Below are 25,105 nucleotides of genomic sequence, written 5' to 3'. Positions count from 1 at the left end.
CAAGGAAGATGGACCATGCGCAGATCAGCAGGATGGGTGCTGTTGTTGGCACTGGGTAGCAGTGTCCCGGTTATCGCCCAGACCAGTGAGGAAGAAGCGTTGCGCCGTGAGGTGGAAGTACTACGGCAACGTTACGAGGCGCAGCAGAATGCATTGATGATTCTGGAACAGCGTCTGCGACAGCTGGAGGGCAGCAGTAGCGCTGCCCCACCGGCACAACGGCCGGCCCCTGTTCGCCAGGTTGCCAGCAATGCGCCTGCCGGCTCAGGGGCTGGGGCCGGTTATGGACAGTCGCTGCGCGATGAAGCGGAGCCGGCACCCAGTGTCGAGGCACTGTATCAGGAGGCCAGTGGCTTCTTCGGCGGTGGACGCTTCAGTATCGAGCCTGGCTTCACCTACAGTCATTACGATACGCGGCAGCTGTTTCTCAACGGCTTCCTGGCGCTGGATGCCATCTTCCTGGGTAACCTGGGCGTGGATGAAATCAACGCCGACACCTTCACCTTCGACCTGACGGCGCGCTACAACTGGCGCCAGCGCTGGCAGTTCGATGTGAACGTACCCTTCGTCTACCGGGAAACAACCTATCAATCGGCGGGTGCAGGGGGGGCGAGTACCTCCTACAGCGAGGCGACCGTGACCGGGGATCCAGACATAGGTGATGTCAGCTTCGGGGTGTCCTACAAGTTTCTCGACGAAGGCATATCCCGACCGGACGCGGTGGTCAGCCTGCGGATAAAAGCCCCCACCGGCCGGCATCCCTATGGCATCAAGCTGCAGCGCCAGGCGGACAACGACAACCTGAATGTTCCTGAAACCCTGCCTACCGGTAACGGAGTCTGGTCGGCTACCGCAGGCCTGGCGGTAGTGAAAACCATGGACCCGGCGGTGGTGTTTGCCAACCTGGCCTACACGCACAATTTCGACCGGGATTTCAGTGACATCAGCCCGCAGGAGGGCGTGCGAGTGCCGGGTACGGTGAACCTGGGTGATTACTTCCAGTTCGGGCTGGGGATGGCCTTTGCCCTGAACGAGCGGATGAGCATGTCCATGTCGTTCTCCGAGCTGATCAGCCGGCATAGCCGGATCAGGTATGAGGGTGGTGGCTGGCAAACGGTCAACGGCAGTGACGCCAATGCAGCCTATTTCAATATCGGCATGACCTGGGCGATCAGTGACAAGCTGACCATGGTGCCCAACCTGTCCATGGGTCTGACCCCGGATGCACCGGATTTCAGTGTCAGCCTGAAGTTTCCGTATTACTTCTAGCGGAGTCGCTGTTGGCACCGGATCAGCTAAATTCAGCGGATCTGGTGCTTGCGCAACAGGCGATAAAGGGTCGGGCGGGAAATCTTCAGTTGCCGGGCAACCTGGAGCATATTGTCCGGATAATGACCCAGCGCCACGCTGAGAGCTTCACGCTCGGCGCGCAGCAGGCTGGTCTCCAGGCTCTCGATGCGAGCCGCACCGACTGCTACCGGCTGGCTCAGCCCCAGATCCGCCGCCTCTATTTCCCGGCCATCGGCCAGCACCATGCCCCGGCGTACCCGGTTGGCCAGCTCGCGGGCATTGCCGGGCCAGTTGTGGCTCAGCATGGCGCTGATGGCTTCGGTACTGAAACTGCGTGGCCGGCGACCGATCTCGGCCATGTACAGCCGGGCGAAATGCATGGCCATCGGCGCGATGTCGGCGTGGCGTTCACGCAATGGCGTGGTGCGCACCTCCAGTACATTGAGCCGGTAGTAGAGGTCCTCGCGGAAACGCCCCTCGCGGATGGCCGCCTCCAGATCGACATGGGTTGCGGCCAGCACCCGTACATCCACCTCGATGGTGCTGTTGCCACCCACCCGCTCGATCTGCATCTCCTGCAGAAAACGCAGCAGATTGGCCTGCAGCTCCGCCGGCAAATCGCCGATTTCATCGAGGAACAGGGTGCCGCCATGGGCTGACTCGATACGACCGATCTTGCGTTGATGAGCTCCGGTGAAGGCGCCCTTTTCATGGCCGAACAGCTCGGACTGGATCAACTGCTCGGGGATGGCACCGCAGTTGACCGCGACGAAAGGCGCCTCCTGGCGCCGGGATTGAGCATGCAGGGCGCGGGCGATCAGCTCCTTGCCCGAGCCGCTTTCGCCACGGATCATCACCGGTGAGTCGGTGGGCGCGACCCGGGCTATCAGCTTGCGCAGGGCCCGGGCCTGATCGCTGTCGCCGAACAGGAACTCCTCCTCCGGCCCGCTGCGCTGCTGCTGGCGCTGAAGATGAGCCATGCCGCAGGCGCGACCGAGGGCGATATGGGTGCGACTCTGGTCGAAGGGTAGGGTGTGATAGTCGAGGAACCATTCGGCGATGAACTGGCCGACACCAGGCTGGCCGAGCAGCTCCTGGGGTACTGCCGCCACCCACTGGATGCCGGTCCGGCTGATCAGTACCTTGACCTTCTTCAGGTTGGCGATATGGCTCGGGTGCAGTCGCAGCATGCCCAAGTCACAGGTCGGACGTCCGACGTCATCCAGCGCCGCGCTGTGCACCTCCCAGCCAGCGCTGCCCAGATGGGCGCGCAATGCGGCGCACTCGTCACAGGGGTCGACCAGCAGCAGGCGGCGAGGTGGGATAGGAGAGACATCCAGCATGAGAGTCCTTGCTCAATGAGCTGTCTGCAATATCTATGTAACCTAGCAGAAACACGCCGGGCTGCAACGTCTGCACCCCACCATCGGGTGATGCCGCGTATCCGGCCGGCACATTCGGACCAACGGTTACATAATGGACCTGACGTGGGGATAATACCGGCAAGCCAAAGGAGACACCCATGCCCCTGAATGAAGCACGCTTTCTGTTACCCCTGCTCAGCCTGGCATTGTTCGGCGGCTGGATGCTCACTGGCTGGATACTGCTGCGCCGGGAGGCGCTGCTGAGGCATCGGCTCGATGAGCTGACCGTGCAGTATCAGCAGCAACAACTGCAGGCGCATGAGCAACTGGCTGGCCAGCTCAGCATGGAAACCCGCATCGAACACCTGCAGCAGGCACTGGAGCGCAGCACCACCGAACAGGCAGCCCTGAATACGCGGCTGGCCGACAGCGAGCGCCAGTGCCATGAATGGCAGCGCCGCGCCGAACGTTTCCAAACCCTGGCGCAGGAGCAACTGCGCCAGCGCGAACAGCTGCAAGCCGAACGCCAGACCCTGGAGCAACGTCTGCACCAGTTGCAGCAGACACATGAGCAGCTACGGGTGGAGCACTCGACCGTGCAGGCGACCCTGGAGCAGCGCCAGCAGCACTTCGATGAGCAGCAGCAATTGCTCAAGGACAGCCGCGAACAGCTCAAGCTGGAGTTCGAGCAATTGGCCGGGCGCATCTTCGAGGCCAAGGGTCAGACCTTCACTCAGACCAGCCAGCAATCGCTGGATGCGTTGCTCAAGCCGTTTCGCGAGCAGATCGAACAGTTCCGCAGCAAGGTCGAGGACATCCATCACAAGGACACCCAGCAGCAGGCGGCACTGGCCCAGGAACTGTTGCAGCTCAAGCAACTGAACCAGCAGATCACCCAGGAGGCCCATGACCTGAGTACCGCGCTGCGCGGCCAGAAGAAGACCCAGGGCAACTGGGGTGAGCTGATACTGGAGAACGTACTGGAGCGCTCCGGGCTGCGCGCCGATGTCGACTTTCGCCGCGAGGTCAGCATGACCAGCGCCGAGGGCCAGCGCCAGCGTCCGGACGCGCTGGTCTACCTGCCCCAGGGCAAGCACCTGATTATCGATGCCAAGGTCTCGCTGAATGCCTACACCCGTTACATCAACAGCGAAGACGACAGCGAGCGCCGGCTGGCGCTGGCCGAGCACGTGCAGGCATTCGGACAGCGCATCCGCGAACTCTCCGAACGTAACTATTTCGAACTGCCGGGGCTGAACGCGCCGGAGATGGTGTTCATGTTCGTGCCCATAGAGTCGGCCTTCGTCGAGGCGCTCAAGGCCGATGAAACCCTGTTCCAGAAAGCTATCGAGCAGAATGTGCTGGTGGCCACGCCGACCACGCTGCTGACCAGCCTGAATATCGTGCGCCAGCTGTGGCGCTTCGAGGACCAGAACCGCCACACCGCCGAGCTGGCCGAACGTGCTGCACGGGTGCATGACAAGCTGCGTACCTTCCTCGGCAGCATGGAAAGCATCGGCAGCAGCTTGGACAAGGCCAGCGAGGCCTACCACAGAGCCTGTGCTCAGCTGGTCAGTGGGCGTGGCAACCTGGTCAAGCAGGTCAATGATTTCAAGGAGTTGGGTGTATCTGTTAAAGCGGAGTTGGGGGATGGCTGGACCGATCGTGCCGAGCTTGAGCTCGGCCACGACGCGTCCGCGGATACTGCAGATACACTGGAAACCTGAGGGTAATACGTGAGGAGGAAGGCCCGGCTAAGCGCCGGGCTTTACAGGTGGAAGTCGCCGCTGGCTTCCGGCTGGTATTCGATGTCGATGATCTTGAGCTTCAGCGGACGACCATTGGGGCCGGTCCAGTCGATGCTCTGGCCTTTCTTCAGGCCGAGCAGGGCAATGCCCACCGGAGCCAGTACCGAGATGGTGCCTTCCTTGCCGGCGTTGTCGGGGTATACCAGCGTCAATACCAGTTCGCGACCGCTGGTCTCATCCACGAAGCGCACCTTGGAGTTCATGGTGACCACATCCGGATCAACGCGCTTGTGACTCACGACCTTGGCGCGCAGCATCTCGTTCTCGAGTGCCTCCAGCAGGTCGATCGGCCCGTCCAGGGTATTCAACACCTCGTCCAGGCGTTGAACATCCAGACGGGTGAGCACGATAGAGGGTGATTTGCTCATGGCGAACAGCATTACTCCTTGTCGAAACAATAAAAAATAAAAAAAACGGTAGTTGGGAAATACATGTAAGGAAGCCGACAGAACACCGGCATAGGTAGACAGTACCAGAATGTAATCTTCTTGCAAGATCCCCCCGCTATTTGGCCGCTATGCCGGCTGGCATGGTCCCGCTGAGCCGGGCCGTTTAGACTACTCTGGTGGAAGACAGGGAGATTGACGCATGCATGTGGTGAAACAGGTGGCGCTGTTCGTTCGTACCAACCTCTGGATAGTGCCGCTGGCGCTGTTGCTGGCCTGGGCATTGTTCCGTTTTCTCGATCCGGCACCGCCACGCACCCTGGTCATGACCACCGGCGGCCAGAGCGGTGGCTATCATCATTTCGCGCTGGCGCTGCAGGAGCGTCTGGCCGAAGAGGGGTTGACCCTGGAGCTGCGTACCAGCAGTGGCTCGGTGGACAATCTGGAACGGCTCAGCGACGGCACCGGTGCGGTGCAACTGGGGTTGATCCAGAGTGGCACCACCAGCCTGGTCGAGCCGCAGCGGCTGAAAGGTCTGGAGTCGCTGGGGGCCATCTACCATGAGCCGCTGTGGCTGTTCCAGCGCCGTGATGCGGGTATCTCCCGTCTCAGCGACCTGCAGGGGCGGGCAGTCTCGGTGGGCAGCGTCGGCAGTGGTACCTGGGCGGTGGTGCGCAGCGTATTCAATCAACTGGACGAGCAGGCCGGTACGCAGGACCTGGCCGACGGCAACTGGCAGCAGCTGTCGGGCAGCGCCTCGGCCAGGGCGCTGCATGCCGGTGAGCTGGAGGCGGCGTTCTTCGTGCTGCCGGTGGACAATGACATGGTCCGCGAACTGCTGGCCGACCCGGATCTTGAGCTGGTCAACCTGAGCCAGACCGAGGCGCTGGCGGCCCGCCTGCCGTTCCTGGAAGAACTGAGCGTGCCCGCCGGGCTGTTCGACCTGCAGCGCAACATCCCGGCCGAGCGCACCGAGCTGCTGTCGCCGGTGGCCACCCTGGTGGTCAATGACGCCTTCCATCCGGCATTGGCTTCGCTGGTACTGCAGGCAACCAGCGACGTGCTGCGTCAGGGCAGCCTGCTCGATCCGCCGGGCAGCTTTCCGGCTGCGACGCCCATGGAGCTGGAACTCAGCGCCGAAGCCGCCTATTACCATGAGCGCGGGGTGCCTTTCCTGCAGCGTTACCTGCCGTTCTGGATCGCTTCCATCGTTGACCGCTACGTGGTGCTGCTGATCCCCTTCATCGCCATCATGCTGCCGCTGCTGAAGAGCATGGGCCCGCTGTATGCCTGGCGCATGCGGGCCCGGGTCTATCGCTGGTACGCGCACCTGCGACGGGTGGACAAGCTGATCCACAACGGTGGCATCCATCAGGTGCTGGAACATGAGATCGAGGCCCTGCTGACCCTGGAGGACGAGCTGACGCAGGTCGATGTGCCGTTGTCCTACGCCCATGAGCTGTACAGCCTGCACCTGCATGTCAGCTACATGATCAGCCGGTTGCGGCAGATGCAGGAGGAGGACGATGCCGGGACGGATGTGCCAGCTTTGTGACCGCGCATTGCGCCGGGGTTTGCAGTACGCCGGCTGAGCCATACTATGCGCTAACGGGCAGACAAGAGGTGGACATGAGGGACGTGTTGAAACAGGCAACGGATGCGATCAACCAGGTGCTGCTGGGCAAGCAGCAGGCGGTCAGGCTGGCGGTCGCCTGCATCCTGGCCAAGGGGCACCTGCTGATCGAGGATCTGCCAGGCATGGGCAAGACCACCCTGTCCCAGGCGCTGGCCCGGGTCATGGGCCTGAGTTACCAACGGATCCAGTTCACCAGCGACCTGCTGCCCGGCGATATCCTCGGCACCTCGGTGTTCGATCGCAATACCGGTGCCTTCGTATTCCACCCGGGGCCGATCTTTGCCGAACTGGTGCTGGCCGACGAGATCAACCGCGCCACGCCCAAGAGCCAGAGCGCGTTACTGGAGGCCATGGAAGAGGGCCAGGTCACCGTGGATGGCGCCACCCGGCCGCTGCCAGAGCCGTTCTTCGTCATCGCCACGCAGAACCCGGCGTCGCAGGGCGGCACCTTTTCCCTGCCGGAATCCCAGCTGGATCGCTTTCTGATGCGCCTGTCGCTGGGTTACCCGGCGCCGGCGGCGGAAAAGGTGCTGTTGCAGGGCGATACCGGGCGTGCCCGTCTGGATACCCTGGCACCGGTGTTGAGCCGCGCGCAACTGCAGGCGTTGCAGGCCCAGGTGCCGCAGATCACCGCCAGCGAGGCGATCATCGACTATATCCTGCGGCTGGTGACCCGCACCCGGGAAAGTCATCTGTGCGCCTGGGGCCTGTCGCCGCGTGCCAGCCTGGGTTTGCTGGCGGCGGCACGGGCCTGGGCCATGCTGGAGAACCGTGGCTACGTGATCCCCGAGGATGTGCAGGCGGTACTGCCGGCGGTGGTTGGGCATCGCCTGCGCGCCAGCGATGATCCGGCCGGGCACGGTGGCGGCAGCCTGGCGCAGCGTTTGCTGAACGAGGTGTCGGCGGTTTGATCAGCCGTATCGGCGGGCAGGGCAGCGCCATGTTCCAGCGCTGGCTGAAAAGGCGCATCCCGCCAGCCAGCCAGGTGCGCCTGGATCACCGGCGCATCTTCATCATGCCGACCCGTGCCGGGATGGGGTTGCTGCTGCTACTGGTGATCATGCTGATTGGTGCCATCAATTACCAGAACAGCCTGGTCTATGCCGTGGTGTTCCTGCTCGGCAGCCTGTTCTGGGTCGGGCTGCACCATACCTATCGCAATCTTGCCGGTCTCGAACTGCAGGCCAACGGTAGCCTGCCGGTGTTCGCCGGCGAGGAGGCTCCGTTGAACCTGACCCTGTTGTCCGAACGTCGTGAGCACCAGGCCATGGTGTTGTCCTGGCCGTCCAGCCTGCCGCGCCAGGTGGATGTCGAGCCGCGCCTCAGCACGCCATTGTCGCTGTACTACCCAACTGCGCAGCGTGGCTGGCTGCGCCCCGGCCGGCTGCGAGTGGAAACGCGTTATCCGCTGGGCTGGTTCGTTGCCTGGAGCCTGGTGGATCTGGACTGGCAGGTGCTGGTCTACCCCCGGCCGCTGAACCTGCCGCTGCCGGGGTTGGCCGCCGGTGGTGTCGGCGAGGGCGAGCAATTGCTGGCCGAAGGCGTGGACGATTTCCAGGGCCTGCGCAGTTACCAGCCGGGTGATTCGAAAAGGCGCCTGGACTGGCGGGCCTGGTCGCGTGGCCAGGGGTTGCACAGCAAAGTGTTCGCCGAACCCCGGCACACCAGCCAGTGGTTGACGCTGGCGCAGGCGCCGGGGCAATCCCTGGAACAGCAACTGAGCTGCCTGACCGGCTGGGTGCTGCAACTGGAGCAGCGGCGCCAACCCTACGGCCTGGAACTGCCGGGCAAGCGTATCGGTCCGGCGCTGGGTGAGGCGCACCGCGACGCCTGCCTGCGGGCGCTGGCTTTGCATGGGGTGGCGGGATGAGCGGGCATGCGCTGATTCCGCGGAACAGCCTGGTCTGGCTGCTGACCGCGCAGATAGTGGCGCTGATGCCACACCTGCCGCGCCTGCCGCTGTGGGTGGCGGGATTGTGGCTGGGCTGCGCGATCTGGCGCGTACAGATCCAGCGCATGCGCTGGGGGTATCCGGGGTTGCCGGTGCGCATGCTGGCGCTGGCGGCGGTGACCCTGGGCGTATACCTGGCGCAGGGAACGCTTATCGGGCTGGACGCGGCGGTGATGCTGTTGCTGATGCTGTTCATGCTCAAGCTGCTGGAGATGCGCAAACCGCGTGATGCGCTGGTGGTCATCTACCTAGGGTTGTTCATCGTCGCCACCGCCTTTCTGTTCGACCAGAGCATAGCGCTGGCGCTGTTCCAGTGCTTCTCGCTGCTGGTGCTGGTGGCGGCGCTGGTCGGCCTGCAGCAGACGCCGGGTCGCAATGATCCGGCGCGGGCCATGCGCACCGGTGGCATACTGCTGCTGCAGGCGGTGCCGCTGATGCTGGTGCTGTTCGTACTGTTCCCGCGCATGGGGCCGCTGTGGGCGGTCAACACGCCCGGGCAGCAGGCACGTACCGGTCTGGCGGAAAGCATGGCACCGGCGGATGTGGCGGAGCTGGCACGTTCCGCTGAGCTGGCCTTTCGCGTTGCCTTCGATGGTGCAGTGCCAGCGCAGCCGCAGCTGTACTGGCGGGCGATGACCCTCACAAGCTTCGATGGCCGCCGCTGGAGCCAGTCGCCGCTCGCTTCGGGCAGCATGCCGCGTAACTGGGTGCCGCAGGGCGAGCCATACCGCTACCAGGTGATCACCAGCGCGAGTCACCAACCCTGGGTATTCAGCCTGCGCGGGGCCAGTAGCGATGACGAGCGGCTGCTGCTGAACCGGGACTTCATTCTGCAGGCGCGTCGGCCGCTGAGCCAGGGCATGGCCTACCGGGCCACGTCCTATCCGGACAGCCTGCTGGAGCCGCAGGAGTTGGAGCCGTTGCAACGCCAGCTGAGCCTGCAATTGCCCGAGGGCATGGACCCGCGCAGCCGCGCCTTCGCCGATGAGCTGCGGCAGCAGCACCCGGACGATGCCGAGTTACTGCAGGCACTGCTGAGCCACTTCAACCGCGAGCCATTCCATTACACCTTGCGTCCGGCGCCGCTGGGCCGGCACAGCAATGACGAGTTCCTGTTCGACAGTCGCCGCGGCTTCTGCGCCCATTTTGCCGGCGCCATGACCTTCGTCCTGCGCGCCGCTGGTATCCCGGCGCGGGTGGTGGCCGGCTATCAGGGTGGGGAAGTCAACCCGCGGGGCAACTATGTGCTGGTGCACCAGTTCGATGCCCATGCCTGGGTCGAGGCCTGGCTGCCGGGGCAGGGCTGGATCTCGGTCGACCCGACCTTCCAGGTGGCGCCCGAGCGCATCGAGCAGGGGTTGCAGGAGGCGTTGCAGGGGGAGGGCAGCTTCCTCGAGGGTTCGCCGCTGACGGCGGTGCGTTATCGCAATATCGGCTGGCTGAACAACGCGCGGCTGTTCTGGGACGACCTGAACTACCAGTGGCAGTTGCGCGTGCTGGGCTATCAGAGCGACCGGCAGACCGAGTTCTTCCGCCGCTGGCTGGGCTCCGCCGACTGGCAGCGGATCGGCCTGGTATCGCTGGTGATAATCTTGCTGTGCATGCTGCCGATGGCCTGGTGGATACTGCGTCCGGCACGCCGGCAGCTGAACCGGCAAGGCCGAGCCTGGCTCAAGCTCAACCGCCGCCTGGCGCGACTGCAACTGCAGGCTGCGACCGGCGAGGGGCCGCGTGCCTGGGAGCAGCGGCTGCTGCTGGCCCTGCCTGGGCAGCGAGTGGAAATCAGCCGCTTTTTCGACGAATATGTGCGCCTGGCCTACGCGAGCAGGCAACCAGGCGGTGGCGGCTCGCCACAACTGGAGCGCAGATTGTGTGCGCTACTGCGGGCCTTGCCGCGCAGCAGGCCACCCCGGCCAATCACCCTGGCGGGCTTGCCTGATGGTGAATCGGGGCGGTAATGTGGGCGGATTCATTCACCACTGAACAATAATCGGGAGCCTCGATGCATCCTTTCAACGCCACACGCCCACCGGCACTGGCTGTCGGGCTTACCTTTGCCGGGCTGGCTCCCTTCGTCACTGGCGCGTTGGGCATGTGGCTGACCCCGGAAGCCTGGCGCGAGTGGGTAATGGAGGAGTTCCTGGCCTTTGCCGCGGTGATTCTGGCCTTCATGGGGGCCATTCACTGGGGGCTGGCTATGCGTGCCGATGAGGCCAGTGACCGGGCGCCGATGCAATTGGGACTGTCGGTGATTCCACCGCTGTTGGGTTGGTTCGCCCTGAGCCTGCCGATCAACTTCGCCATCCCGGTGTTCTTCTTCGCCTTCGCGGCACTGTATTTTGCCGACATATGGGCGGTAAAGCATGGCCTGGCGCCGGCCTGGTACACCAGCCTGCGCCGGCCGATCAGCCTGGTGATCATCGCCTCGATGCTGGTCGCCTGGAGCGCGACGCTGGTGCTGGCGTACTAGGGTCTGGCTTCAGCTCTTCTTGACGAACTCGGACTTGAGCTTCATCGCGCCGATGCCATCGATCTTGCAGTCGATATCGTGGTCGCCATCGACCAGGCGGATATTCTTGACCTTGGTGCCGACCTTGACCACGGAGGAGGAGCCCTTGATCTTCAGGTCCTTGATCACGGTGACGGAGTCGCCATCCTGCAGCAGGTTGCCATGGGCGTCCTTGATGACGCGTTCGTCGGATGCTGTGTCCGCTGCGCTGTCCTGCGGCCATTCATGGGCGCATTCGGGACAGACGTACAGGGAGCCGTCTTCGTAGGTATATTCGGAATTGCAGGACGGACAGTTGGGCAACGTGCTCATGATGTCACCTATAACAAAGTCAATGACTCGCCAGCCCGGTACGGGCTGATCGGAAGGGCCCGGACCATAGCACTTCAGGCCTCCATTGTCCATTTCAGAGCCGATGTCTCGGGCCTTCAGCGCCCATGTCCAGTGCCTCTGGCCGGCCTTGGTAACAGGATATGTTGAAGAAAATCCATTAGAGCTGTAAGCTTGTGCGTCAGATTTTTCCCATTTCAGGAGACGTGTGTAAAGCCAGTCATATCAATGGACAGCAGTGGCGTCGGAGAATAAATACATGTTCATGTTCAACCATCTTAATCACGAGTTCAGTTCCCTTATCTGTATCAAGGCTGTAATCCGCAATCACGCCGCCTATAAAGGCTACCCCTAGCACTCTCGCAGTTACCCGCTTTTCCAAACTTCCATAGCGGTCGCTGAATATGCGCAGGCATTGCGCGTAACGGCACAGTCATATTCCTGTTTTGCGGCCTGGCCTCCCGGTTATTGGCGTGGTCGACAGCGTCCGCAGATATTCATGAGGTTATGCAGTGAACTCCGAGTTGTTTCAATTTTCCACGGCAACGGTACTGCTGTTGCTGTTTGCTTTTTATGGTGGCACCTACTGGCTCTCCAGGATGATCAGGCACGACGGCGACGATGCCGACGGTTTCATGGTCTCCAACCGCCGTATCGGCCTGGGCATGGGTGCGGCGAGCATGACCGCGACCTGGGTCTGGGCCGCGTCCTTCTATGCCGCAGCCACCTCCGGCTATACCTACGGTGTGTCCGGCCCGTTGCATTATGGCTTCTGGGGCGCGTTGATGATCCTGTTCATCTACCCCTTCGGGCGGCGTTTCCGTGAGCTGGCACCCAATGCGCATACCCTTGGTGAGCTGATCCACGCCCGGCATGGTGCATCCAGCCAGTTGATCCTGGCTTTCTCCAACATCCTCGGCAGTGTCATCAGTCTGATGGTCAACCTGACCGCCGCCGGTGCGCTGGTCTCGGTGCTGTCGCCGCTGTCGTTCCAGGCGGGGATCATCATTGCCGGGGTAGGGGTACTCAGTTACACCCTGTATTCCGGCTTCCGCGCCTCGGTATTCACCGATTTCGCCCAGCTGGTGGCGATGATGGCGATCGCCGTGGTGATCATTCCCGCGGTGCTGTTCGCCATGGGCGGGCCGTCGGTGATGGTCGACAACCTGTCGAACCTGAGTGCTGAGCAGGCCAATCTGTTTTCCCGCGAGGCATTCCTGCACCAGGGCGCGCCCTATTTCGTCGCGGTGCTGGCCTATGCCATCGGTAACCAGACCATTTCCCAGCGCCTGTTCGCAGTGGACGAGTCACACATCAAACCGACCTTCATCACTGCCACCATCAGCTATGGTGCCATTGTCATCGGCCTGGGGATGATCGGCCTGATGGCGCTGACCATGGGTGTGGAGCCGATGGATGGCAACATGAACAACCTGATTCCACAGATGGTGTCCAGCTACCTGCCACCAGTCTTCATCGGGCTGTTCTTCATCCTGGTGATCGGCTCGCTGTCCTCTACCGCCGATTCCGACCTGTCGGCGCTGTCGGCCATCATGATGGCCGACGTGTACGGCAAGAACATCGCCAGGAACAAGGCCGACCCGCGGAAGATGCTGCTGATCGGTCGCATGACCATGATCACCGCGACGGTGATCGGCATCATCTTCGCCAGTTTCTCGCTGGATATCCTGGTCATGCTGGTGTTCGTCGGCGCGCTGTGGGGGGCCATCGTGTTCCCGGTCATCGCCAGCTGTTTCTGGAACCGGGTGACCAACGCGGCCTTTACCTGGTCGGTGATCGTCGCCTTGCTGGTGTTCTGCGTGGTGCGCTTCGAGCTGCTGCCGATGACCGGCATGCTGGCGGTCGGCTTCGAACTGCTGGCCTCGGTTGGCGCTGGTGTGGTGGGCGGGCTGATGATCTTCGGCTTCTTCGGCAAACGTCTGGGCGTTATCGCCTTCTTCATCGCCACCGCCGTCATTGCCTGGATTGGCGTTGGCCAACTGCGGGAATTCACCGTGCTGCTGTCTTCGCTCACCGCCTACGGGGTGAGCACCCTGGTGTGCATCGCTATCAGCCTGGCCAGCAAGGAGCGCTTCGACTTCAACACCATCCAGCAGCGCGTGGTCGACTACAACGCGCCGGCGGACGACGAGCTGGATGCCCCGGTGACTGCCCATTGAGGGCTCGGCTGAGCATCCCCGGCGATGGGGCTGCTCGCTCTTTTCACAGTAACGGAGAATGATCATGCAAACGCTTATCTATGGTTCCTACATCCTGGTCTGGCCTGCCATCACCTTGGGCATGCTGGGGATGATCAGCTACAGGGTGCTGCGCGACTACCGGGAGGCCAAGCGCACCAATACCGACATGGTGTGAATCCTGTCAAACCGGGTCCGGGGAGCTGTCAGGCTCCCCGCCAGGTTGTTGTAGTGCTGCGCTGGCATCGGCCCTGATGCATTCGGCCAGGCCGCAGGCCAGATCCAGCCTGCGCAGTATCCACGGCTTCAGATCGTAGACGAAGGGGTCGGTAAAGGCCGCTTCCTCGTCCCATGTCACCATCGCCAGCGGACTGCTGCTGTCTTCCGCCGCCCCGGCACTCAAGGCGCCATCGATCTTGCCGGCGGCAATCTGCAGTGTTTCCTGAATATCCCCCTGATCCTGGTGCCGGCGCATCAGCAGCATGGTCTTGACCGTACTCAGCTGGGCGAGCAGTTGATAACCATGGGTCAGCAGGTTCTCCAGCGGCTCCAGCGCCGGGCGTACCGCCCGGGGCTCGGACAACGAGCGGCGCGTCGCCTGGACCAGCGCCGACAGGCTGTCGTAAGCCTCCTTGCGCGCCAGTCGCCACTCCAGCTCGGGTTCATCGTCCACCGCCGTCAGTTGCCCCAGGCTCAGTGCCACCCGGGCGTGTCGCGCCTGGGCCTGCAGCGTGCGCTGCACCAGCGAAGGGATCTGGCTGCGCTCCCAGGAAGGCAGCACATAGCTGAATGCCCAGGCGATGCCCACGCCGATCAAGGTGTCGGCGATACGCTCCAGGGCGTTGAACACGGGGGCGTCGACGATGCTGATCAGGTGCGCCTGCACCAGGCTCAGCACGGTGGCCGCCACGACGGTGATCAGGTAACGCTTGATGGCGAAGGCGTGGGAGATCGCCTGGGCGATGGGCACTATCACCAGCAACGCCAGTGTCGGTGCCTGGGTAGACAGGATGGCGCCGGCCAGCAGGCAGCCGACGATGGTGCCGGCGACCCGGCTGTTGCGTCGCTCCAGGGTCTGCGACAGGCTGCCACGCAGTACCACCACTATGGTCACCAGGATCCAGTAGCCATGCGTGGCCCAGGGTAGCGCCAGCGACAGCAGATAGCCGGTGCCAATCGCCAGCGCCGCGCGTATGGCGTGGCGCAATGGCGGGGCATCCCAGCGCCACAGCACCTGCAGCGGTCGGGTTGACCAACTGGTCGGGCTGACGAACAGCTGCCAGGCGCGGCGGACCGCTGCCAGGTCCGGCTCGACCTTGCCCCGGGCCAGTCGATTCAGGCGCAGGATCTCGTCATTGACATTGCCGACTCGGTTGGTCAGGCCGCGCAGCAGGGTGGCGATCGAGGGGGTATTGCCGGCCGTCCAGTTGGTGCTGGCCAGTGGCAGGCGGTTCAGCTCGGCCAGGGCCGGTCGCAGGTCGACCAGCCGCGCCGGCCGGATGCCCCGCAACAGGGCATCGGCCTGGCGGTCCAGTTCGTCGGCCATCTGGTCGATCACCTTGTGCATTTCGGTGAGCACCGGCGCCGACTCGGGGAGGGATTTGACCAGGTCCAGGTCCAGTTCGCTGGCCAGCAGATGGTCGCGTATCTCCAGCACGTTGATCAGCATCGCCGCCAGTTGCTGCCGGCGCGGGGTGCGCGGCGATTCCAGCAGCAGGTCGCGTGCCGCCTGCAGTTGGTCGGCCAGGGCAGCCTGCTGTTGCATCAGTTCGCCAATCAGCGGGGTGTCGGTGGTCGGATCGAAGCGGTCGGCCTGGGTGCGCATCAGGCGGCTCAGCGACAGCATGGACTGGGCCAGCATCTGCGCCCGATAGCGACGGTTGAGCAGGATGTTGGAGAGCGTGGCAAAGACCAGGTAGCTCAGCGAGCCCATGGCGAAATACAGGCAGGTGGTCAGCAGGCCGCCGCTGTTCAGGTGCTGCGGCACGGCCATGGAGAAGGTCATGGCGAACATGATCGAGATGACGATCGGCAGGCCGCGCTGGCCCCAGGCGCCGGCGAGGAAGGCGAAGAAGGTGGCCGGTACCAACAGCAGGCCGAGATACAGTGGCTGATCATGCAGCGCCTGGACGCCTGCGAACAACGGCAGGCCCAGCAATGCCGCCGGCAGCAGGCTGAGGAACTTGCCGCGGCGCGGCATGGCATGGTCCGGCGGTACGCAGACGATGGCGCCGACCGCCGCCACCGAGGCGGCGAACTGACCCAGCAGCAGATAGGCACTGCCGGAGATCAACATCAATCCCAGGCCAGCGGACACCCCGGTGGTAACGTAGGAACTCAGTAATACCCGCAATGCATCGGCAAACCGCCCGCTCATATCTCGCCCCATTGTTGTCCACTGGTCAGACTCAAGCATAGACGGGACAACGAAGCGGCGAGACACAGGCGGGCGAGAATGTCTGGCGTCCCTATGAGACTGACATGCCATTGCTGAAGAACGCCGCATTGGCATCCAGGCTGCGCGCCGCATTCTCCATATTCCAGGCCGCCGGATGATCGCGGCGTGATAGCTGGCTGGCGAGCTGTCGCAGGCTGCGCGCCGCTGCCTGTGGTTGTCGGCGCACCCGCTGCAGGCGTTGCAGGCACAGGCGTGCCCGACGCCGTACGCTCTCGGGCTGGCGTTGATCTTCGGTGATGCCATGCAGTTGCACTATGGCATTGCCCACCGCGAGCACCGCCAGACTACCGCTGGCCGCCGGTTGCAGTGACTCGCCGCTGCGACTTACGCTCTGCATCAGCTTCAGCAGGCGGTGATACAGGCGCGTGCGCCATACCGCCTGCCGCTGGCGAGGCGGCGCCCGTTCGGCCATGGCGGTCAGTTCGCCGAGCATCATATCGGTCAGGTGCAGTCGCCGCCGGCGTGCATCGGCCGGCCACACGGTCTTGAAGGTGATGTAGGCCAGCAGGGGCCCGGCCACCACGGCCAGGGCCAGATTCAGCGATTGGCTGAAGCTCGGGCTGAGTGGGTAGACCGGGTGCGACAGCAATAGCAGCACCATCACATAGTCCATCGAGCCAAGTGTGGTGCGCTGGTGCGCGACCACCGGCACCACCAGCAGTACAAAGGGCATCAGGGTGGCCAGCAGTTGCCATTCGGCAGCGACCAGCGGCCACACCAGCCAATGACAGGCCAGCGCCGCGACGGCACCGAGCAACTGCCAGATGAAAATGTGCCCCATGATATGGGAGGGGGTCTCGAAGGTGGAAAACAGGGTGATCATCACCGACACGCCGAGCATCACGTAGGCACCTGCGCTCCAGCCGGTGACCACCCAGGCCGCACCTATCAGCAACAGCAGGCCGGTGGCGCGTAGCGCGGCGTGTCGGGCACCGATCCAGTCCCGGTGCAGTACCACGCGGTTGCGCACCTGGGCTGGACCAGGGTCGCTGCCTTCCACACTGAAATATTCGCGCTGGCTGTCGAGCAACTGGCGCAGCGTATCGGCGGTGACCTGGTCATCCGCACTCAGGACCAGCGCAGTTTCCAGGGCAGGGAGCACTTCCTGCGCGGGTGCATTGACCAACAGCGCCTGTGCCGCGCGCTCCAGCGCTGCCGTCATGGCTTGGTGTGGTGGCAGGTTACGCGAACTCCTGATCCAGTACACACAGCCGACCTGAGCCTGCACCAGTGCTCGCAGCGCCCGCACATGGCGGTGGCTGCGCAGCGAGCCGGCGGCGTGGGTGTCGAACAGTTGCTCGGTCATGGCGATGTCTTGCAGCAGTCGTTGCGACAGCTGAGCACGAGGAGTGCTGTCGGTGCCGGCAAAACGCGCCGCCATGGCCTGGAGAACCTGCGCCGTGCTGCGGCGCACCCGCCCCGATAGAGTGTCCTCGGCGCTGCGTGGGGTGAACAGCAGGCCCACCAGCAGCCCCACCAGGATACCGGTGAGCACGGTAAGCAGACGATCGGTGCCGAGCAGGAATATCTGCCCCGCCGGCTGCTGGGTATTGAGCAGGGCGACCATGGTCGCCGAGTAGCCGGACAGCAGCGTACCGTAGGCCACCAACCCGCTGAGCAGATTGCCGACACCCACGCACAGGCCGATCCATAGCGACAGGCCGATCACCATGAGCGCAAGGTTGTCACCAGTGAACAGCACCAGCAATACCCCGAACAGCGTGCCGACCAGGGTACCCAGGGCGCGGAACAGGCTTTTCTCCACCAGCATGCCGCGTACCGGCTGGGATACCGCCCAGACGGTCATGGCTGACCACTGCGGATGCTCCAGCCCGATCAGCCAGGCCAGGGCCAGGCAGGAGGCGAGGGCGGTGCGTCCGGCAAAGCCCAGACGCGGCACATCGAAGCCAAGCTGCGTCAGCCTGCCAGCGAGGGCGCTCGGCTTGCTCATGGGCGAGGCTCCCCGAGCGAGCCGATACGCTGCTGGATGATCTCGAAGGCCTCGAGCATGACCGCCAGTTGTTCATCGGTCAGGTCCTGCAGCATCTGCTGCTCGATCGTGCGCAGGTGACGGCGAATATCGCGCACTGCGCGCCGCCCGGCGTCGGTGAGCATCACCAGCTTGATGCGGCGGTCGCCCGGATCGGGGTGACGCTGGATATGGCCGCGCTGTTCCAGGGTGTCCAGCAGTCGGACCAGGCTGGAGCCGTCGATGCCGACCAGTGAGGCCAGCTCTTTCTGGCTGACGCCATCGCCGGACTCATCCAGGTGGATCAGTGGTGACCAACTGATATCGGCCAGGCCGACGGCGGCCATGTTCTGGTCGATGGTGCGTCGCCACAGCCGGGAAAGCATGGAGAAGCGGATACCGAAGCGATTGCGTGGGGATGATGGGTGCATGGCAAATGATTTGAATTCAATCTAATTGATCGAAATCATAGCATCCCGCTGCATCCTGTTCCAGCCCCCCCGGGGTGTCAGTCCCCGGCGGCGTCAGGTACGGCGTTCGGGGTTGTCTTGCCCACCGCCTGCTCGCGGCTGCGCGGCGAGAAGTCGTTTTCGGTGAACACTTCACCGAGAATCGCCTGCTCGATGAAGTTGCGCTCGCCGACCTTGACCGGCAGGCGCACGGTCAGATGAATCTCGCCGGCGACCGGTACCTGGATGGTTACCCGCGGCTCGACCGAGGGCATCATCAGCCCACGCTGGTTGCCGATCTTGCTCATGTAGCGCCGCACCAGCTCCAGATACGGCTGACAATGACGGTTGGCCGAATCCAGCAGGGCGGTTTGCGCCGCCTGCCAGTTGTCTTCCCGCTTGAAGGGCACGGTGAACACATGGAAGTCGTAATGGGTGGTGAAGCTCTCATTGACCACGGGTTCGGAAACGAACAACGCATTGGGGATGACGATGCGCCGTCCAGTGCGCTGGTGCAGATGCTTGCCGGGGCCGACCTCGAGGATAGTGGTGGCCAGCAGGGTCTGGTCGATCACATCGCCGCGCAGATCCTTGATCTGGATGCGATCGCCGAGCACGAAGGAGCGCGAGCCACTCTTGAGAATCGAACCGGTGAAACACAGGATCAGTTCCTTGGTTGCGACCACGAAGGCTACCGCGATGGCGACGATGGACAGGGCCAGGGTGCGCAGCTCCTCACCCCAGATCATTACCAGGCCGAGCAGCATCAGTAGCAGGAAGCCATTACGCGAGTTGACCAGCCACTTGCCGCGCAACTCCGGTGACTGCACTGTGCGCTGAATGAAACGCGTGGTCAGGGCGCGCAGGATGAAGATCACCACGATCAGGATGAGCGTACTTGCCAGCAGGCTCAGCACGGCATCGGAAATCACGAAATTGTCCGGTAGCCAGTCCACATTCTCAAACATGTTTTTCCCCTGTGATCAATCAGTTGGAATGATCTGCTGTCCTCGGGCTGACGTCAATCGGTAGCAGGCCGGCCGACTGTCCCGTGGAGGGGCGGGCGCAGGGAAGTGCAGTGAACAATATTGGGGTGCCATTAACTCGAAAGTGTTATTTCAAGTCATCAAGTTGTGGATGTTTATTTCCGGTAATTCGTTTTTTCAGTTGGATATATAACTGAGCGACGGATTTGATTCACCCGTTCGGGTGGACTTTTAGTTTGCCTGTTGACCTTGTTCTATATAAACAAAATACTCCGGCGCTGTCGGTAAAGTCGTGCCGAACAGAGACTGTGCGATCTGCAAGTTGACAATAAAACCAACAATGTTCTGGAGTAACAATGATAAATAAAACTCTATCCAATTCGCTGCTGTCCATGCTGGCAGCGGGAGCCCTGCTGTTATCCACTTCGGTCATGGCGACCAACCCGCCAGTGGATGAACCTGTCGATCCGGGTGATGCCTACGCCCGCGGACCGGACCCGACCGTGGCCTTGCTCGAGGCCTCCAGCGGTCCCTACAGTACCCGCACCAGCCGGGTCTCCAGTCTGGTCAGTGGCTTTGGAGGCGGGACCATTCACTACCCGACCGGCACTACTGGTACCATGGCCGCCATCGTGGTGATTCCCGGGTTCGTCTCGGCGGAGTCCTCCATCGATTGGTGGGGTCCGAAGCTGGCATCGCATGGCTTCGTGGTGCTGACCATCGATACCTACACCGGCTTCGACCAGCCGCCGAGCCGTGCCCGCCAGATCAATAATGCGCTGGATTACCTGGTGGAGCAGAACTCGCGCAGGACCAGCCCGGTCAACGGCATGATCGATACTGATCGACTGGGTGTTATCGGTTGGTCCATGGGTGGCGGTGGCACATTGCGTGTAGCCAGCCAGGGGCGGATCAAGGCCGCCATCCCGCTGGCACCCTGGGATACCACCAATGCCCGCGGCGTCCAGGCTCCGACACTGATCTTCGCCTGTCAGGCGGATGTCATCGCGCCAGTGGCCGTGCATGCCTCTCCCTTCTATAACCAGTTGCCCAACGATATCGAAAAGGCCTATGTCGAGATCAGTGGCGGAACGCACTACTGTGCCAACGGTGGAGGTCTGAACAACGATGTACTTAGCCGCCTGGGTGTATCCTGGATGAAGCGCTTCCTGGATAACGACACTCGTTACAGTCAGTTCCTCTGTGGTCCGAACCACACTGGCGACCGGAGGATTTCCGAATACCGTGGTAACTGCCCTTATTGATCGGGGGAGTAGATAGAAACAAGCCGGCTCCAGTGATGGAGTCGGCCTTGATAGTTTGAGCTGACAATATTTTTGCTGACGGTCCTTGTCTCAACGACAGAATCCGAAGCCGCTGGCGTCGAAGTGAAAGTGGTTTTCATGCGGTTGGTTGTAATCCGGGCCGAGTACGGTGCCGAAATAGCGACAGGCAGCCTGGTGGGTTTCCTTGAGAAAGGCCGACTTGTCCTGTGCCTGCTCGTCACTCCAGTGCCTGAGTACCGAGACCTGCTGTCCGTTCGCGAAGCGAAAGCCGGCTACATCGAAGGCATTGGCGGTGGCATGCTGGCTGCGGCGCGCTCCCTCGCGGTGGTAGATATTGCGACAGGCAAAACTGCCGAGGTGATCGATCCGCGTCAGCTCGCTGCCCATATGCTGTTGCGCCAGGGGCTGCAGTTGCTGGCGCTCGAACATGACCCAGGCCACGGCGAGCGGGCAGGTGACGGTGAAGGTGGAACTGAAGCTCACCCCACTGCGCCGCACGCGCACCACATTGCTCAGTGGACAGCCAGCGACTGGGGTGTAGTCATCCAGTGCCAGGTAGTCAATGGCACCCTCGGGCGCTGTCTCCAGCACCAGCAGGCATTGCTGCGGGTCGTCCTTGAGTTGCGACAGCTTCCATTTGCTGACCAGTGTCATCGGATGTTCGATGGACAACGGCTGCCACGGATGCCATTCGGGGGGGATGTGCTCCCAAGGCCTGCCCAGAACCACCGCAGCGATGATCGCCAACAGCAACAGCCATTTCATGACTCGGATAAGGGCGGTCTTCAACAGGCCTCCTTACTGGGTCCTGGGGGGGTACAGGTTGGCGCCGCCGCGGCGCGATCACTTTTTCAACAAGGCCATGAATATGCCGGCCACTGCGGCTGCCGCGCCGATAATCAGGAACCACATGGTGCTGTCGGTGAAGCGCCCAGTGAAGGTTTCGACCACCTGGTCGCCGACCGATTGCGATGATTGCCAGCCGAAGTACAGCAGAATCAGACCCACCACCAGCAGCACTATGCCTATCAACTTGTTGTTTCCCATGATGCTTCTCCTGGATCTTGAACTCACCCAGCTTCAGACTCGCTGCGTTGTAAAAAGTGCACTGGTTCGTATTGACGGACCCGCCGCTCATGCTGATTGCTCGTGGGGAATTTCCAGCAGCTGTTGTGTTATTGCTGCACGATTGAGCGGACGATGCGGCCAGGGTTGCCGACGACCAGTACATCCGCCGGTACGTCTTTCACAATTACGCTGCCGGCACCGATGACCGAGCGTGGGCCGATGCTTACGCCAGCGCAGATGATGGCTCCGCCACCGACCCATACGTCATCGCCGATGGTCACCGGCCTGGCGTATTCGAGTCCGCTGCGCCGCTGTGCGGCCTCCATCGGGTGCAGCGGGGTATATATCTGTACCGCCGGGCCGAACAGTACGTTGTCGCCGATACTGACCCGGGCCACATCGAGAATGATGCAGTTGGCATTGAAATAGACATTGCGGCCCAGTTGGATATTCCAGCCGTAATCACAGAAGAAGGGCGGGGTGACGTAGACATTGGTCGGTGCACCGAACAATTGGCCTTGCAGCGCCGCGCGCTCGCTGTCAGGCGCCGTTGGGGCAAGGCAATTCAGCGCCTGGGTCAGCTCGCGGGCGCGCAATCGGTCCGCTACCAGCTCAGGATCCTGTCCGTTGTACAGCTCGCCCGCCAACATCTTGCTCTTCTCGCTTGGCATGCCGTTTCTCCACTCCGAGGTTATGAAAATTCAGACCGGGGCAGAGTGCCAAAGTGCAGGGTAAAGCACACTACGCCGGGCGGCCCCAAACCAGCGCGATTCTGTTATGGTTGCCATCCGCTCACTTGCTGCAGTATGAAGATCCGCATGGCTTCTGTTGAACCGATTCACTTCGCGGGTGTTGACACCCTCAGTCTGCGTCAACTCGACGAGCTCAATGGTCTGCCCAAGGGCAGCAGCTTCCGCTGGTTCAAGGCGTGCGAGGGCGAACTGGTCGAAGGCCTGGACTACTTTCATCTGCCGGCCGACGGGCATCAGGCGTTTATCGATCAACTGCGTTCCGCCGGGCAGATCTACGCCAGTACTCGCCACCTGCTGTTGTTGACCCGTAGGGGTTACGAGCACCTGCGGGCGCGCTCGTTGGGCTGATCCCGAGTTTTCCGTCTTACCCAGAAGGATTCCGCATGCTTGTCGAACTGTTTGCAGTCATGGCACCTGTCCTCATCGTGGCAGGGATCGGCTACGGCTGGGCGCGTTCCGGCCAGGCTTATCCCACCGAGTTCGTTACCCGTCTGGTACTCAATATCAGTACCCCTTGCCTGGTGCTTTCCACGCTCAGCCGGGCTGAGGTGGATCTGCAGGTGTTCGGCCAGATGGCGGCGGCTTGCGTCGTGATATGCGCGATCATGGCGCTGATAGGCTGGGTGCTGAGTCGCGTTATCGGCTCCGATCCCAAGGTGCTGGTCCCGGCCTACATGTTCCCCAATACCGGCAATATGGGCTTGCCGATCAGTCTGTACGCCTTCGGCGAGCCGGGGCTGGCGTTGGCGGTGGCATTCTTTGTGGTGCTGTCGGTGGGGCACTTCACTGTCGGCATGATGCTGTCCGGGGCAGTGCAGTCCTGGCGGCGTCTGCTGCTCAATCCGGTGATTGTCAGCCTCGGCGTGGCCCTGGCGGTACTGCTGCTCGATCTGCAGCTGCCACGCTGGATCGCCAACACCGTCGATCTGCTCGGCAGTCTGAGCATCCCGATGATGTTGCTGACCCTTGGCGTCTCGCTGGCGACCATCCGCCTGCAGCAGGTCGGACGCGGCATGTGGCTGGGAGGCTTGCGCATTCTCTGCGGCGCCGCTATCGGCTGGGCTATTGCCCTGGCCCTGGATCTGCCACCGCTGGCCCAGGGTGTTCTGGTGATGCAGTCGGCAATGCCGGTAGCGGTATTCAACTACCTGTTCGCGGTCAAGGCCGGCCGCTCACCGGAAACCGTCGCCAGCCTGGTCATCTGCTCGACACTGTTGTCGTTCCTGCTCATACCAGTGCTGCTGCTCTGGTGGCTGCCCGTCGCGGGCTGATCCCCAAGAGGTCAGGTATCAGCTCGATGAGTAGCCAGCAGACCCTCACACTCCCGAATCATTCCTCGCGCCCATGCGCCTGGTCGGCCAGCTTGCTGGCATCCACCCGCACGAAGGTCGAATCACCGATCGCGGTCAGCACGTCGCCGGCATATATCTCGCAGATGATACGGCTCTTGCGCCCCAGCGGACCTTCGACCCGGGCTCGCAGGGTCAGCTCCACGCCCATCGGGGTCGGCTTGATGTACTTGAGGCCCAGCTCACCGGTTACGCAGTTGACCGCCGTCGGGTCGTTGCCGGCCGCCTGTTCGGCGCGCAAGTGGTAGGCCATCGCCGTCCAGTTGGAGTGGCAATCGACCAACATTGCCAACAGCCCGCCATACACCAGGTCCGGCCAGCCGCAATACTTGGCCTCGGGCAGGTGCCTGGCGACTACATGCACGCCATCGGTGTCCCAGTAACTCTTGATATGCAATCCGTGTGGATTGCTGCCGCCACAGCCATAGCAAACGCCGTGGGGCGCGAGAAGGTCCTGCAGTGCGCTTTCTGTCATGGTATGCCTTGTTCTTGTGTCATGGATCAAGACTGCCAGTCTGCCCCCGATCCTCTGGAAAGGCTATGCCAGAGCGGAATTATCAGTGCAGCCTATGATGGTCCATGACCAGGCCGGGATCCCTGGCCAGCGAGTCTATTCATGGCGTCCCGGATTGGCTGCAGCTCTACCGGTCGCACCAGTCGTTCCACTTCTTCGCCATCGCGCATAAAAATCAACGTCGGCCACAGCTTGACCCGAAACGACCGACCGAGGGGGCGCCCGGGACCATCTTCTATCTTGAGGTGCCGTAGCTGAGGGTGTTCGTCGAAGGCTTTCTCCAGATGCGGTTGTGCCGCCTGGCAATGGCCACACCAGTCGGTGCCGAATTCGATGACAGTCGTGCCTTGCAGCGCGTCGACCTCATCCCGTGATGGTGCCTGATCCGTATAAACCTTCTGCATTGCCATATTGCCTCCTGAGCAGGTCTGTCAGTATGGGAAAACCGTACCATACGCCTTTCGACTCTGGCTGAGCATGCCTGTGCGTAAAATGTCTGGTGGTCGCTTGGCAATTCGCCCTGTCATGGGGTGGTCGGGCAGGGTGGTGCCGCTCGTCTGATACAGGTGCCAAAGGGTCGATCAACCAAGGTTGCGACTGGCAATCCGGATGGAAACCAACTATTTTGATTCGAGGCGTTGACAGGGCTTTGTAGTCCTGTAGAATGCGCCTCCCTGGCCCGGAACGGCAAGATGGTTTCAGGTCGGATCTTCAGGTGGTGAGAATGCAGATTGCCTCACAAAAACACTTGACAGATCAGAAGGTTGGCGTAGAATGCGCGGCCTTGGTTGAGCAGAGACTG

At 62.4% G+C, this 25,105-nt stretch carries 24 protein-coding genes; 12 read left to right on the top strand and 12 right to left on the bottom strand.

What is annotated here, in order from left to right; translation table 11 throughout:
• Positions 1-15 precede the first annotated feature (15 nt).
• Positions 16-1,269: a hypothetical protein gene (locus H6X51_RS05490; protein ID WP_185266518.1), complete on the top strand. Its 1,254-nt coding sequence runs from the start codon at positions 16-18 to the stop codon at positions 1,267-1,269.
• Between the two features lie 32 nt (positions 1,270-1,301).
• On the opposite strand, the gene H6X51_RS05485 is transcribed toward H6X51_RS05490, so the two are convergent.
• On the bottom strand, positions 1,302-2,633 hold the full coding sequence (locus tag H6X51_RS05485) for a sigma-54 dependent transcriptional regulator (protein ID WP_185266517.1): 1,332 nt from the start codon (positions 2,631-2,633) through the stop codon (positions 1,302-1,304).
• Between the two features lie 179 nt (positions 2,634-2,812).
• On the opposite strand from H6X51_RS05485, the gene rmuC reads away from it, so the two are divergent.
• Entirely contained in the window at positions 2,813-4,381 is a 1,569-nt protein-coding gene (rmuC, locus tag H6X51_RS05480; RefSeq protein ID WP_185266516.1) for a DNA recombination protein RmuC, read from the top strand.
• 41 nt (positions 4,382-4,422) lie between these two features.
• On the opposite strand, the gene rnk is transcribed toward rmuC, so the two are convergent.
• Positions 4,423-4,830, bottom strand: coding sequence for a nucleoside diphosphate kinase regulator (rnk, locus tag H6X51_RS05475; protein ID WP_185266515.1), 408 nt, complete (start codon positions 4,828-4,830; stop codon positions 4,423-4,425).
• A 220-nt stretch (positions 4,831-5,050) separates the two neighbouring features.
• Here rnk and H6X51_RS05470 point away from each other — a divergent pair, with 220 nt between their 5' ends.
• From H6X51_RS05470 to H6X51_RS05450, 5 genes are all read left to right on the top strand, one after another.
• Complete coding sequence (locus H6X51_RS05470; RefSeq protein ID WP_185266514.1) at positions 5,051-6,403, top strand: TAXI family TRAP transporter solute-binding subunit; 1,353 nt, start codon at positions 5,051-5,053, stop codon at positions 6,401-6,403.
• 74 nt (positions 6,404-6,477) lie between these two features.
• Positions 6,478-7,395, top strand: coding sequence for an AAA family ATPase (locus H6X51_RS05465; protein ID WP_185266513.1), 918 nt, complete (start codon positions 6,478-6,480; stop codon positions 7,393-7,395).
• 29 nt (positions 7,396-7,424) lie between these two features.
• On the top strand, positions 7,425-8,354 hold the full coding sequence (locus tag H6X51_RS05460) for a DUF58 domain-containing protein (RefSeq protein WP_185266648.1): 930 nt from the start codon (positions 7,425-7,427) through the stop codon (positions 8,352-8,354).
• Entirely contained in the window at positions 8,351-10,393 is a 2,043-nt protein-coding gene (locus H6X51_RS05455) for a transglutaminase TgpA family protein (protein ID WP_185266512.1), read from the top strand. Before H6X51_RS05460 ends, H6X51_RS05455 begins: the two co-directional genes overlap by 4 nt.
• Positions 10,394-10,437: 44 nt before the next feature.
• Positions 10,438-10,905 (top strand): DUF3429 domain-containing protein, encoded by a 468-nt coding sequence (locus H6X51_RS05450; protein WP_185266511.1) that lies wholly within the window; start codon positions 10,438-10,440, stop codon positions 10,903-10,905.
• A 9-nt stretch (positions 10,906-10,914) separates the two neighbouring features.
• Here H6X51_RS05450 and H6X51_RS05445 read toward each other — a convergent pair whose 3' ends face one another.
• The gene (locus tag H6X51_RS05445) at positions 10,915-11,256 is read right to left on the bottom strand and encodes a zinc ribbon domain-containing protein YjdM (RefSeq protein WP_185266510.1); all 342 of its coding nucleotides are present in this window, start codon (positions 11,254-11,256) and stop codon (positions 10,915-10,917) included.
• Between the two features lie 530 nt (positions 11,257-11,786).
• On the opposite strand from H6X51_RS05445, the gene H6X51_RS05440 reads away from it, so the two are divergent.
• Both H6X51_RS05440 and H6X51_RS19920 read left to right on the top strand, forming a co-directional pair.
• Positions 11,787-13,454 carry a sodium:solute symporter family protein gene (locus H6X51_RS05440; protein WP_185266509.1) on the top strand — a complete coding sequence of 556 codons (1,668 nt, stop codon included), beginning with the start codon at positions 11,787-11,789 and terminating at the stop codon, positions 13,452-13,454.
• A 64-nt stretch (positions 13,455-13,518) separates the two neighbouring features.
• Positions 13,519-13,650, top strand: a complete 132-nt coding sequence (locus tag H6X51_RS19920; protein WP_221627242.1) for a putative transporter small subunit — start codon at positions 13,519-13,521, stop codon at positions 13,648-13,650.
• 6 nt (positions 13,651-13,656) lie between these two features.
• On the opposite strand, the gene H6X51_RS05435 is transcribed toward H6X51_RS19920, so the two are convergent.
• The 4 genes from H6X51_RS05435 to H6X51_RS05420 form a co-directional block, all read right to left on the bottom strand.
• Positions 13,657-15,849 (bottom strand): FUSC family protein, encoded by a 2,193-nt coding sequence (locus tag H6X51_RS05435; RefSeq protein ID WP_221627241.1) that lies wholly within the window; start codon positions 15,847-15,849, stop codon positions 13,657-13,659.
• Between the two features lie 91 nt (positions 15,850-15,940).
• Complete coding sequence (locus tag H6X51_RS05430; RefSeq protein ID WP_185266507.1) at positions 15,941-17,881, bottom strand: FUSC family protein; 1,941 nt, start codon at positions 17,879-17,881, stop codon at positions 15,941-15,943.
• Complete coding sequence (locus H6X51_RS05425; protein ID WP_185266506.1) at positions 17,878-18,330, bottom strand: MarR family winged helix-turn-helix transcriptional regulator; 453 nt, start codon at positions 18,328-18,330, stop codon at positions 17,878-17,880. The genes H6X51_RS05430 and H6X51_RS05425 overlap by 4 nt, the downstream gene beginning before the upstream one ends.
• Before the next feature lie 77 nt (positions 18,331-18,407).
• A complete protein-coding gene (locus H6X51_RS05420; RefSeq protein ID WP_185266505.1) occupies positions 18,408-19,316 on the bottom strand; it encodes a mechanosensitive ion channel domain-containing protein in 909 nt (302 codons plus the stop codon).
• Positions 19,317-19,690: 374 nt separating this feature from the next.
• Between H6X51_RS05420 and H6X51_RS05415 the strand changes: the two genes are divergently transcribed.
• The gene (locus H6X51_RS05415) at positions 19,691-20,599 is read left to right on the top strand and encodes an alpha/beta hydrolase family protein (RefSeq protein WP_185266504.1); all 909 of its coding nucleotides are present in this window, start codon (positions 19,691-19,693) and stop codon (positions 20,597-20,599) included.
• Positions 20,600-20,689: 90 nt separating this feature from the next.
• Here the strand turns inward: H6X51_RS05415 and H6X51_RS05410 are convergent, their stop codons facing one another.
• The 3 genes from H6X51_RS05410 to H6X51_RS05400 form a co-directional block, all read right to left on the bottom strand.
• Positions 20,690-21,409, bottom strand: a complete 720-nt coding sequence (locus tag H6X51_RS05410; RefSeq protein WP_235991247.1) for an extensin-like domain-containing protein — start codon at positions 21,407-21,409, stop codon at positions 20,690-20,692.
• Between the two features lie 54 nt (positions 21,410-21,463).
• A complete protein-coding gene (locus H6X51_RS05405) occupies positions 21,464-21,667 on the bottom strand; it encodes a DUF3185 family protein (RefSeq protein WP_185266503.1) in 204 nt (67 codons plus the stop codon).
• Between the two features lie 128 nt (positions 21,668-21,795).
• Positions 21,796-22,359, bottom strand: coding sequence for a sugar O-acetyltransferase (locus H6X51_RS05400; protein WP_185266502.1), 564 nt, complete (start codon positions 22,357-22,359; stop codon positions 21,796-21,798).
• 147 nt (positions 22,360-22,506) lie between these two features.
• Between H6X51_RS05400 and H6X51_RS05395 the strand changes: the two genes are divergently transcribed.
• Both H6X51_RS05395 and H6X51_RS05390 read left to right on the top strand, forming a co-directional pair.
• Positions 22,507-22,788 (top strand): hypothetical protein, encoded by a 282-nt coding sequence (locus H6X51_RS05395; RefSeq protein ID WP_185266501.1) that lies wholly within the window; start codon positions 22,507-22,509, stop codon positions 22,786-22,788.
• Between the two features lie 35 nt (positions 22,789-22,823).
• Positions 22,824-23,711: an AEC family transporter gene (locus H6X51_RS05390; RefSeq protein WP_185266500.1), complete on the top strand. Its 888-nt coding sequence runs from the start codon at positions 22,824-22,826 to the stop codon at positions 23,709-23,711.
• 58 nt (positions 23,712-23,769) lie between these two features.
• Here the strand turns inward: H6X51_RS05390 and H6X51_RS05385 are convergent, their stop codons facing one another.
• Together H6X51_RS05385 and H6X51_RS05380 are read right to left on the bottom strand one after the other, a co-directional pair.
• Positions 23,770-24,264 (bottom strand): PaaI family thioesterase, encoded by a 495-nt coding sequence (locus tag H6X51_RS05385; protein ID WP_185266499.1) that lies wholly within the window; start codon positions 24,262-24,264, stop codon positions 23,770-23,772.
• Positions 24,265-24,356: 92 nt separating this feature from the next.
• Positions 24,357-24,707 (bottom strand): thioredoxin family protein, encoded by a 351-nt coding sequence (locus H6X51_RS05380; RefSeq protein WP_221627245.1) that lies wholly within the window; start codon positions 24,705-24,707, stop codon positions 24,357-24,359.
• Between the last annotated feature and the right edge of the window lie 398 nt (positions 24,708-25,105).

The sequence above is a fragment of the Halopseudomonas xiamenensis genome (assembly GCF_014219065.1).
Taxonomy (GTDB): domain Bacteria; phylum Pseudomonadota; class Gammaproteobacteria; order Pseudomonadales; family Pseudomonadaceae; genus Halopseudomonas; species Halopseudomonas xiamenensis.
Note: the sequence above shows the minus strand (reverse complement) of the source record. Positions and strands in the feature narration are given on the sequence as shown.

What these genes read in the sequence shown, in the direction of transcription:
- H6X51_RS05380 (WP_221627245.1), bottom strand. Translation starts at nt 24,707, where the DNA reads ATGCAGAAGGTTTATACGGATCAGGCACCATCACGGGATGAGGTCGAC.
- H6X51_RS05385 (WP_185266499.1), bottom strand. Translation starts at nt 24,264, where the DNA reads ATGACAGAAAGCGCACTGCAGGACCTTCTCGCGCCCCACGGCGTTTGC.
- H6X51_RS05465 (WP_185266513.1), top strand. Translation starts at nt 6,478, where the DNA reads ATGAGGGACGTGTTGAAACAGGCAACGGATGCGATCAACCAGGTGCTG.
- H6X51_RS05390 (WP_185266500.1), top strand. Translation starts at nt 22,824, where the DNA reads ATGCTTGTCGAACTGTTTGCAGTCATGGCACCTGTCCTCATCGTGGCA.
- H6X51_RS05425 (WP_185266506.1), bottom strand. Translation starts at nt 18,330, where the DNA reads ATGCACCCATCATCCCCACGCAATCGCTTCGGTATCCGCTTCTCCATG.
- H6X51_RS05420 (WP_185266505.1), bottom strand. Translation starts at nt 19,316, where the DNA reads ATGTTTGAGAATGTGGACTGGCTACCGGACAATTTCGTGATTTCCGAT.
- H6X51_RS05450 (WP_185266511.1), top strand. Translation starts at nt 10,438, where the DNA reads ATGCATCCTTTCAACGCCACACGCCCACCGGCACTGGCTGTCGGGCTT.
- H6X51_RS05395 (WP_185266501.1), top strand. Translation starts at nt 22,507, where the DNA reads ATGGCTTCTGTTGAACCGATTCACTTCGCGGGTGTTGACACCCTCAGT.
- H6X51_RS05405 (WP_185266503.1), bottom strand. Translation starts at nt 21,667, where the DNA reads ATGGGAAACAACAAGTTGATAGGCATAGTGCTGCTGGTGGTGGGTCTG.
- H6X51_RS05455 (WP_185266512.1), top strand. Translation starts at nt 8,351, where the DNA reads ATGAGCGGGCATGCGCTGATTCCGCGGAACAGCCTGGTCTGGCTGCTG.
- H6X51_RS05445 (WP_185266510.1), bottom strand. Translation starts at nt 11,256, where the DNA reads ATGAGCACGTTGCCCAACTGTCCGTCCTGCAATTCCGAATATACCTAC.
- H6X51_RS05430 (WP_185266507.1), bottom strand. Translation starts at nt 17,881, where the DNA reads ATGAGCAAGCCGAGCGCCCTCGCTGGCAGGCTGACGCAGCTTGGCTTC.
- H6X51_RS05460 (WP_185266648.1), top strand. Translation starts at nt 7,425, where the DNA reads ATGTTCCAGCGCTGGCTGAAAAGGCGCATCCCGCCAGCCAGCCAGGTG.
- H6X51_RS19920 (WP_221627242.1), top strand. Translation starts at nt 13,519, where the DNA reads ATGCAAACGCTTATCTATGGTTCCTACATCCTGGTCTGGCCTGCCATC.
- H6X51_RS05485 (WP_185266517.1), bottom strand. Translation starts at nt 2,633, where the DNA reads ATGCTGGATGTCTCTCCTATCCCACCTCGCCGCCTGCTGCTGGTCGAC.
- H6X51_RS05400 (WP_185266502.1), bottom strand. Translation starts at nt 22,359, where the DNA reads ATGCCAAGCGAGAAGAGCAAGATGTTGGCGGGCGAGCTGTACAACGGA.
- H6X51_RS05415 (WP_185266504.1), top strand. Translation starts at nt 19,691, where the DNA reads ATGATAAATAAAACTCTATCCAATTCGCTGCTGTCCATGCTGGCAGCG.
- H6X51_RS05435 (WP_221627241.1), bottom strand. Translation starts at nt 15,849, where the DNA reads ATGAGCGGGCGGTTTGCCGATGCATTGCGGGTATTACTGAGTTCCTAC.
- H6X51_RS05490 (WP_185266518.1), top strand. Translation starts at nt 16, where the DNA reads ATGCGCAGATCAGCAGGATGGGTGCTGTTGTTGGCACTGGGTAGCAGT.
- rmuC (WP_185266516.1), top strand. Translation starts at nt 2,813, where the DNA reads ATGCCCCTGAATGAAGCACGCTTTCTGTTACCCCTGCTCAGCCTGGCA.
- rnk (WP_185266515.1), bottom strand. Translation starts at nt 4,830, where the DNA reads ATGAGCAAATCACCCTCTATCGTGCTCACCCGTCTGGATGTTCAACGC.
- H6X51_RS05470 (WP_185266514.1), top strand. Translation starts at nt 5,051, where the DNA reads ATGCATGTGGTGAAACAGGTGGCGCTGTTCGTTCGTACCAACCTCTGG.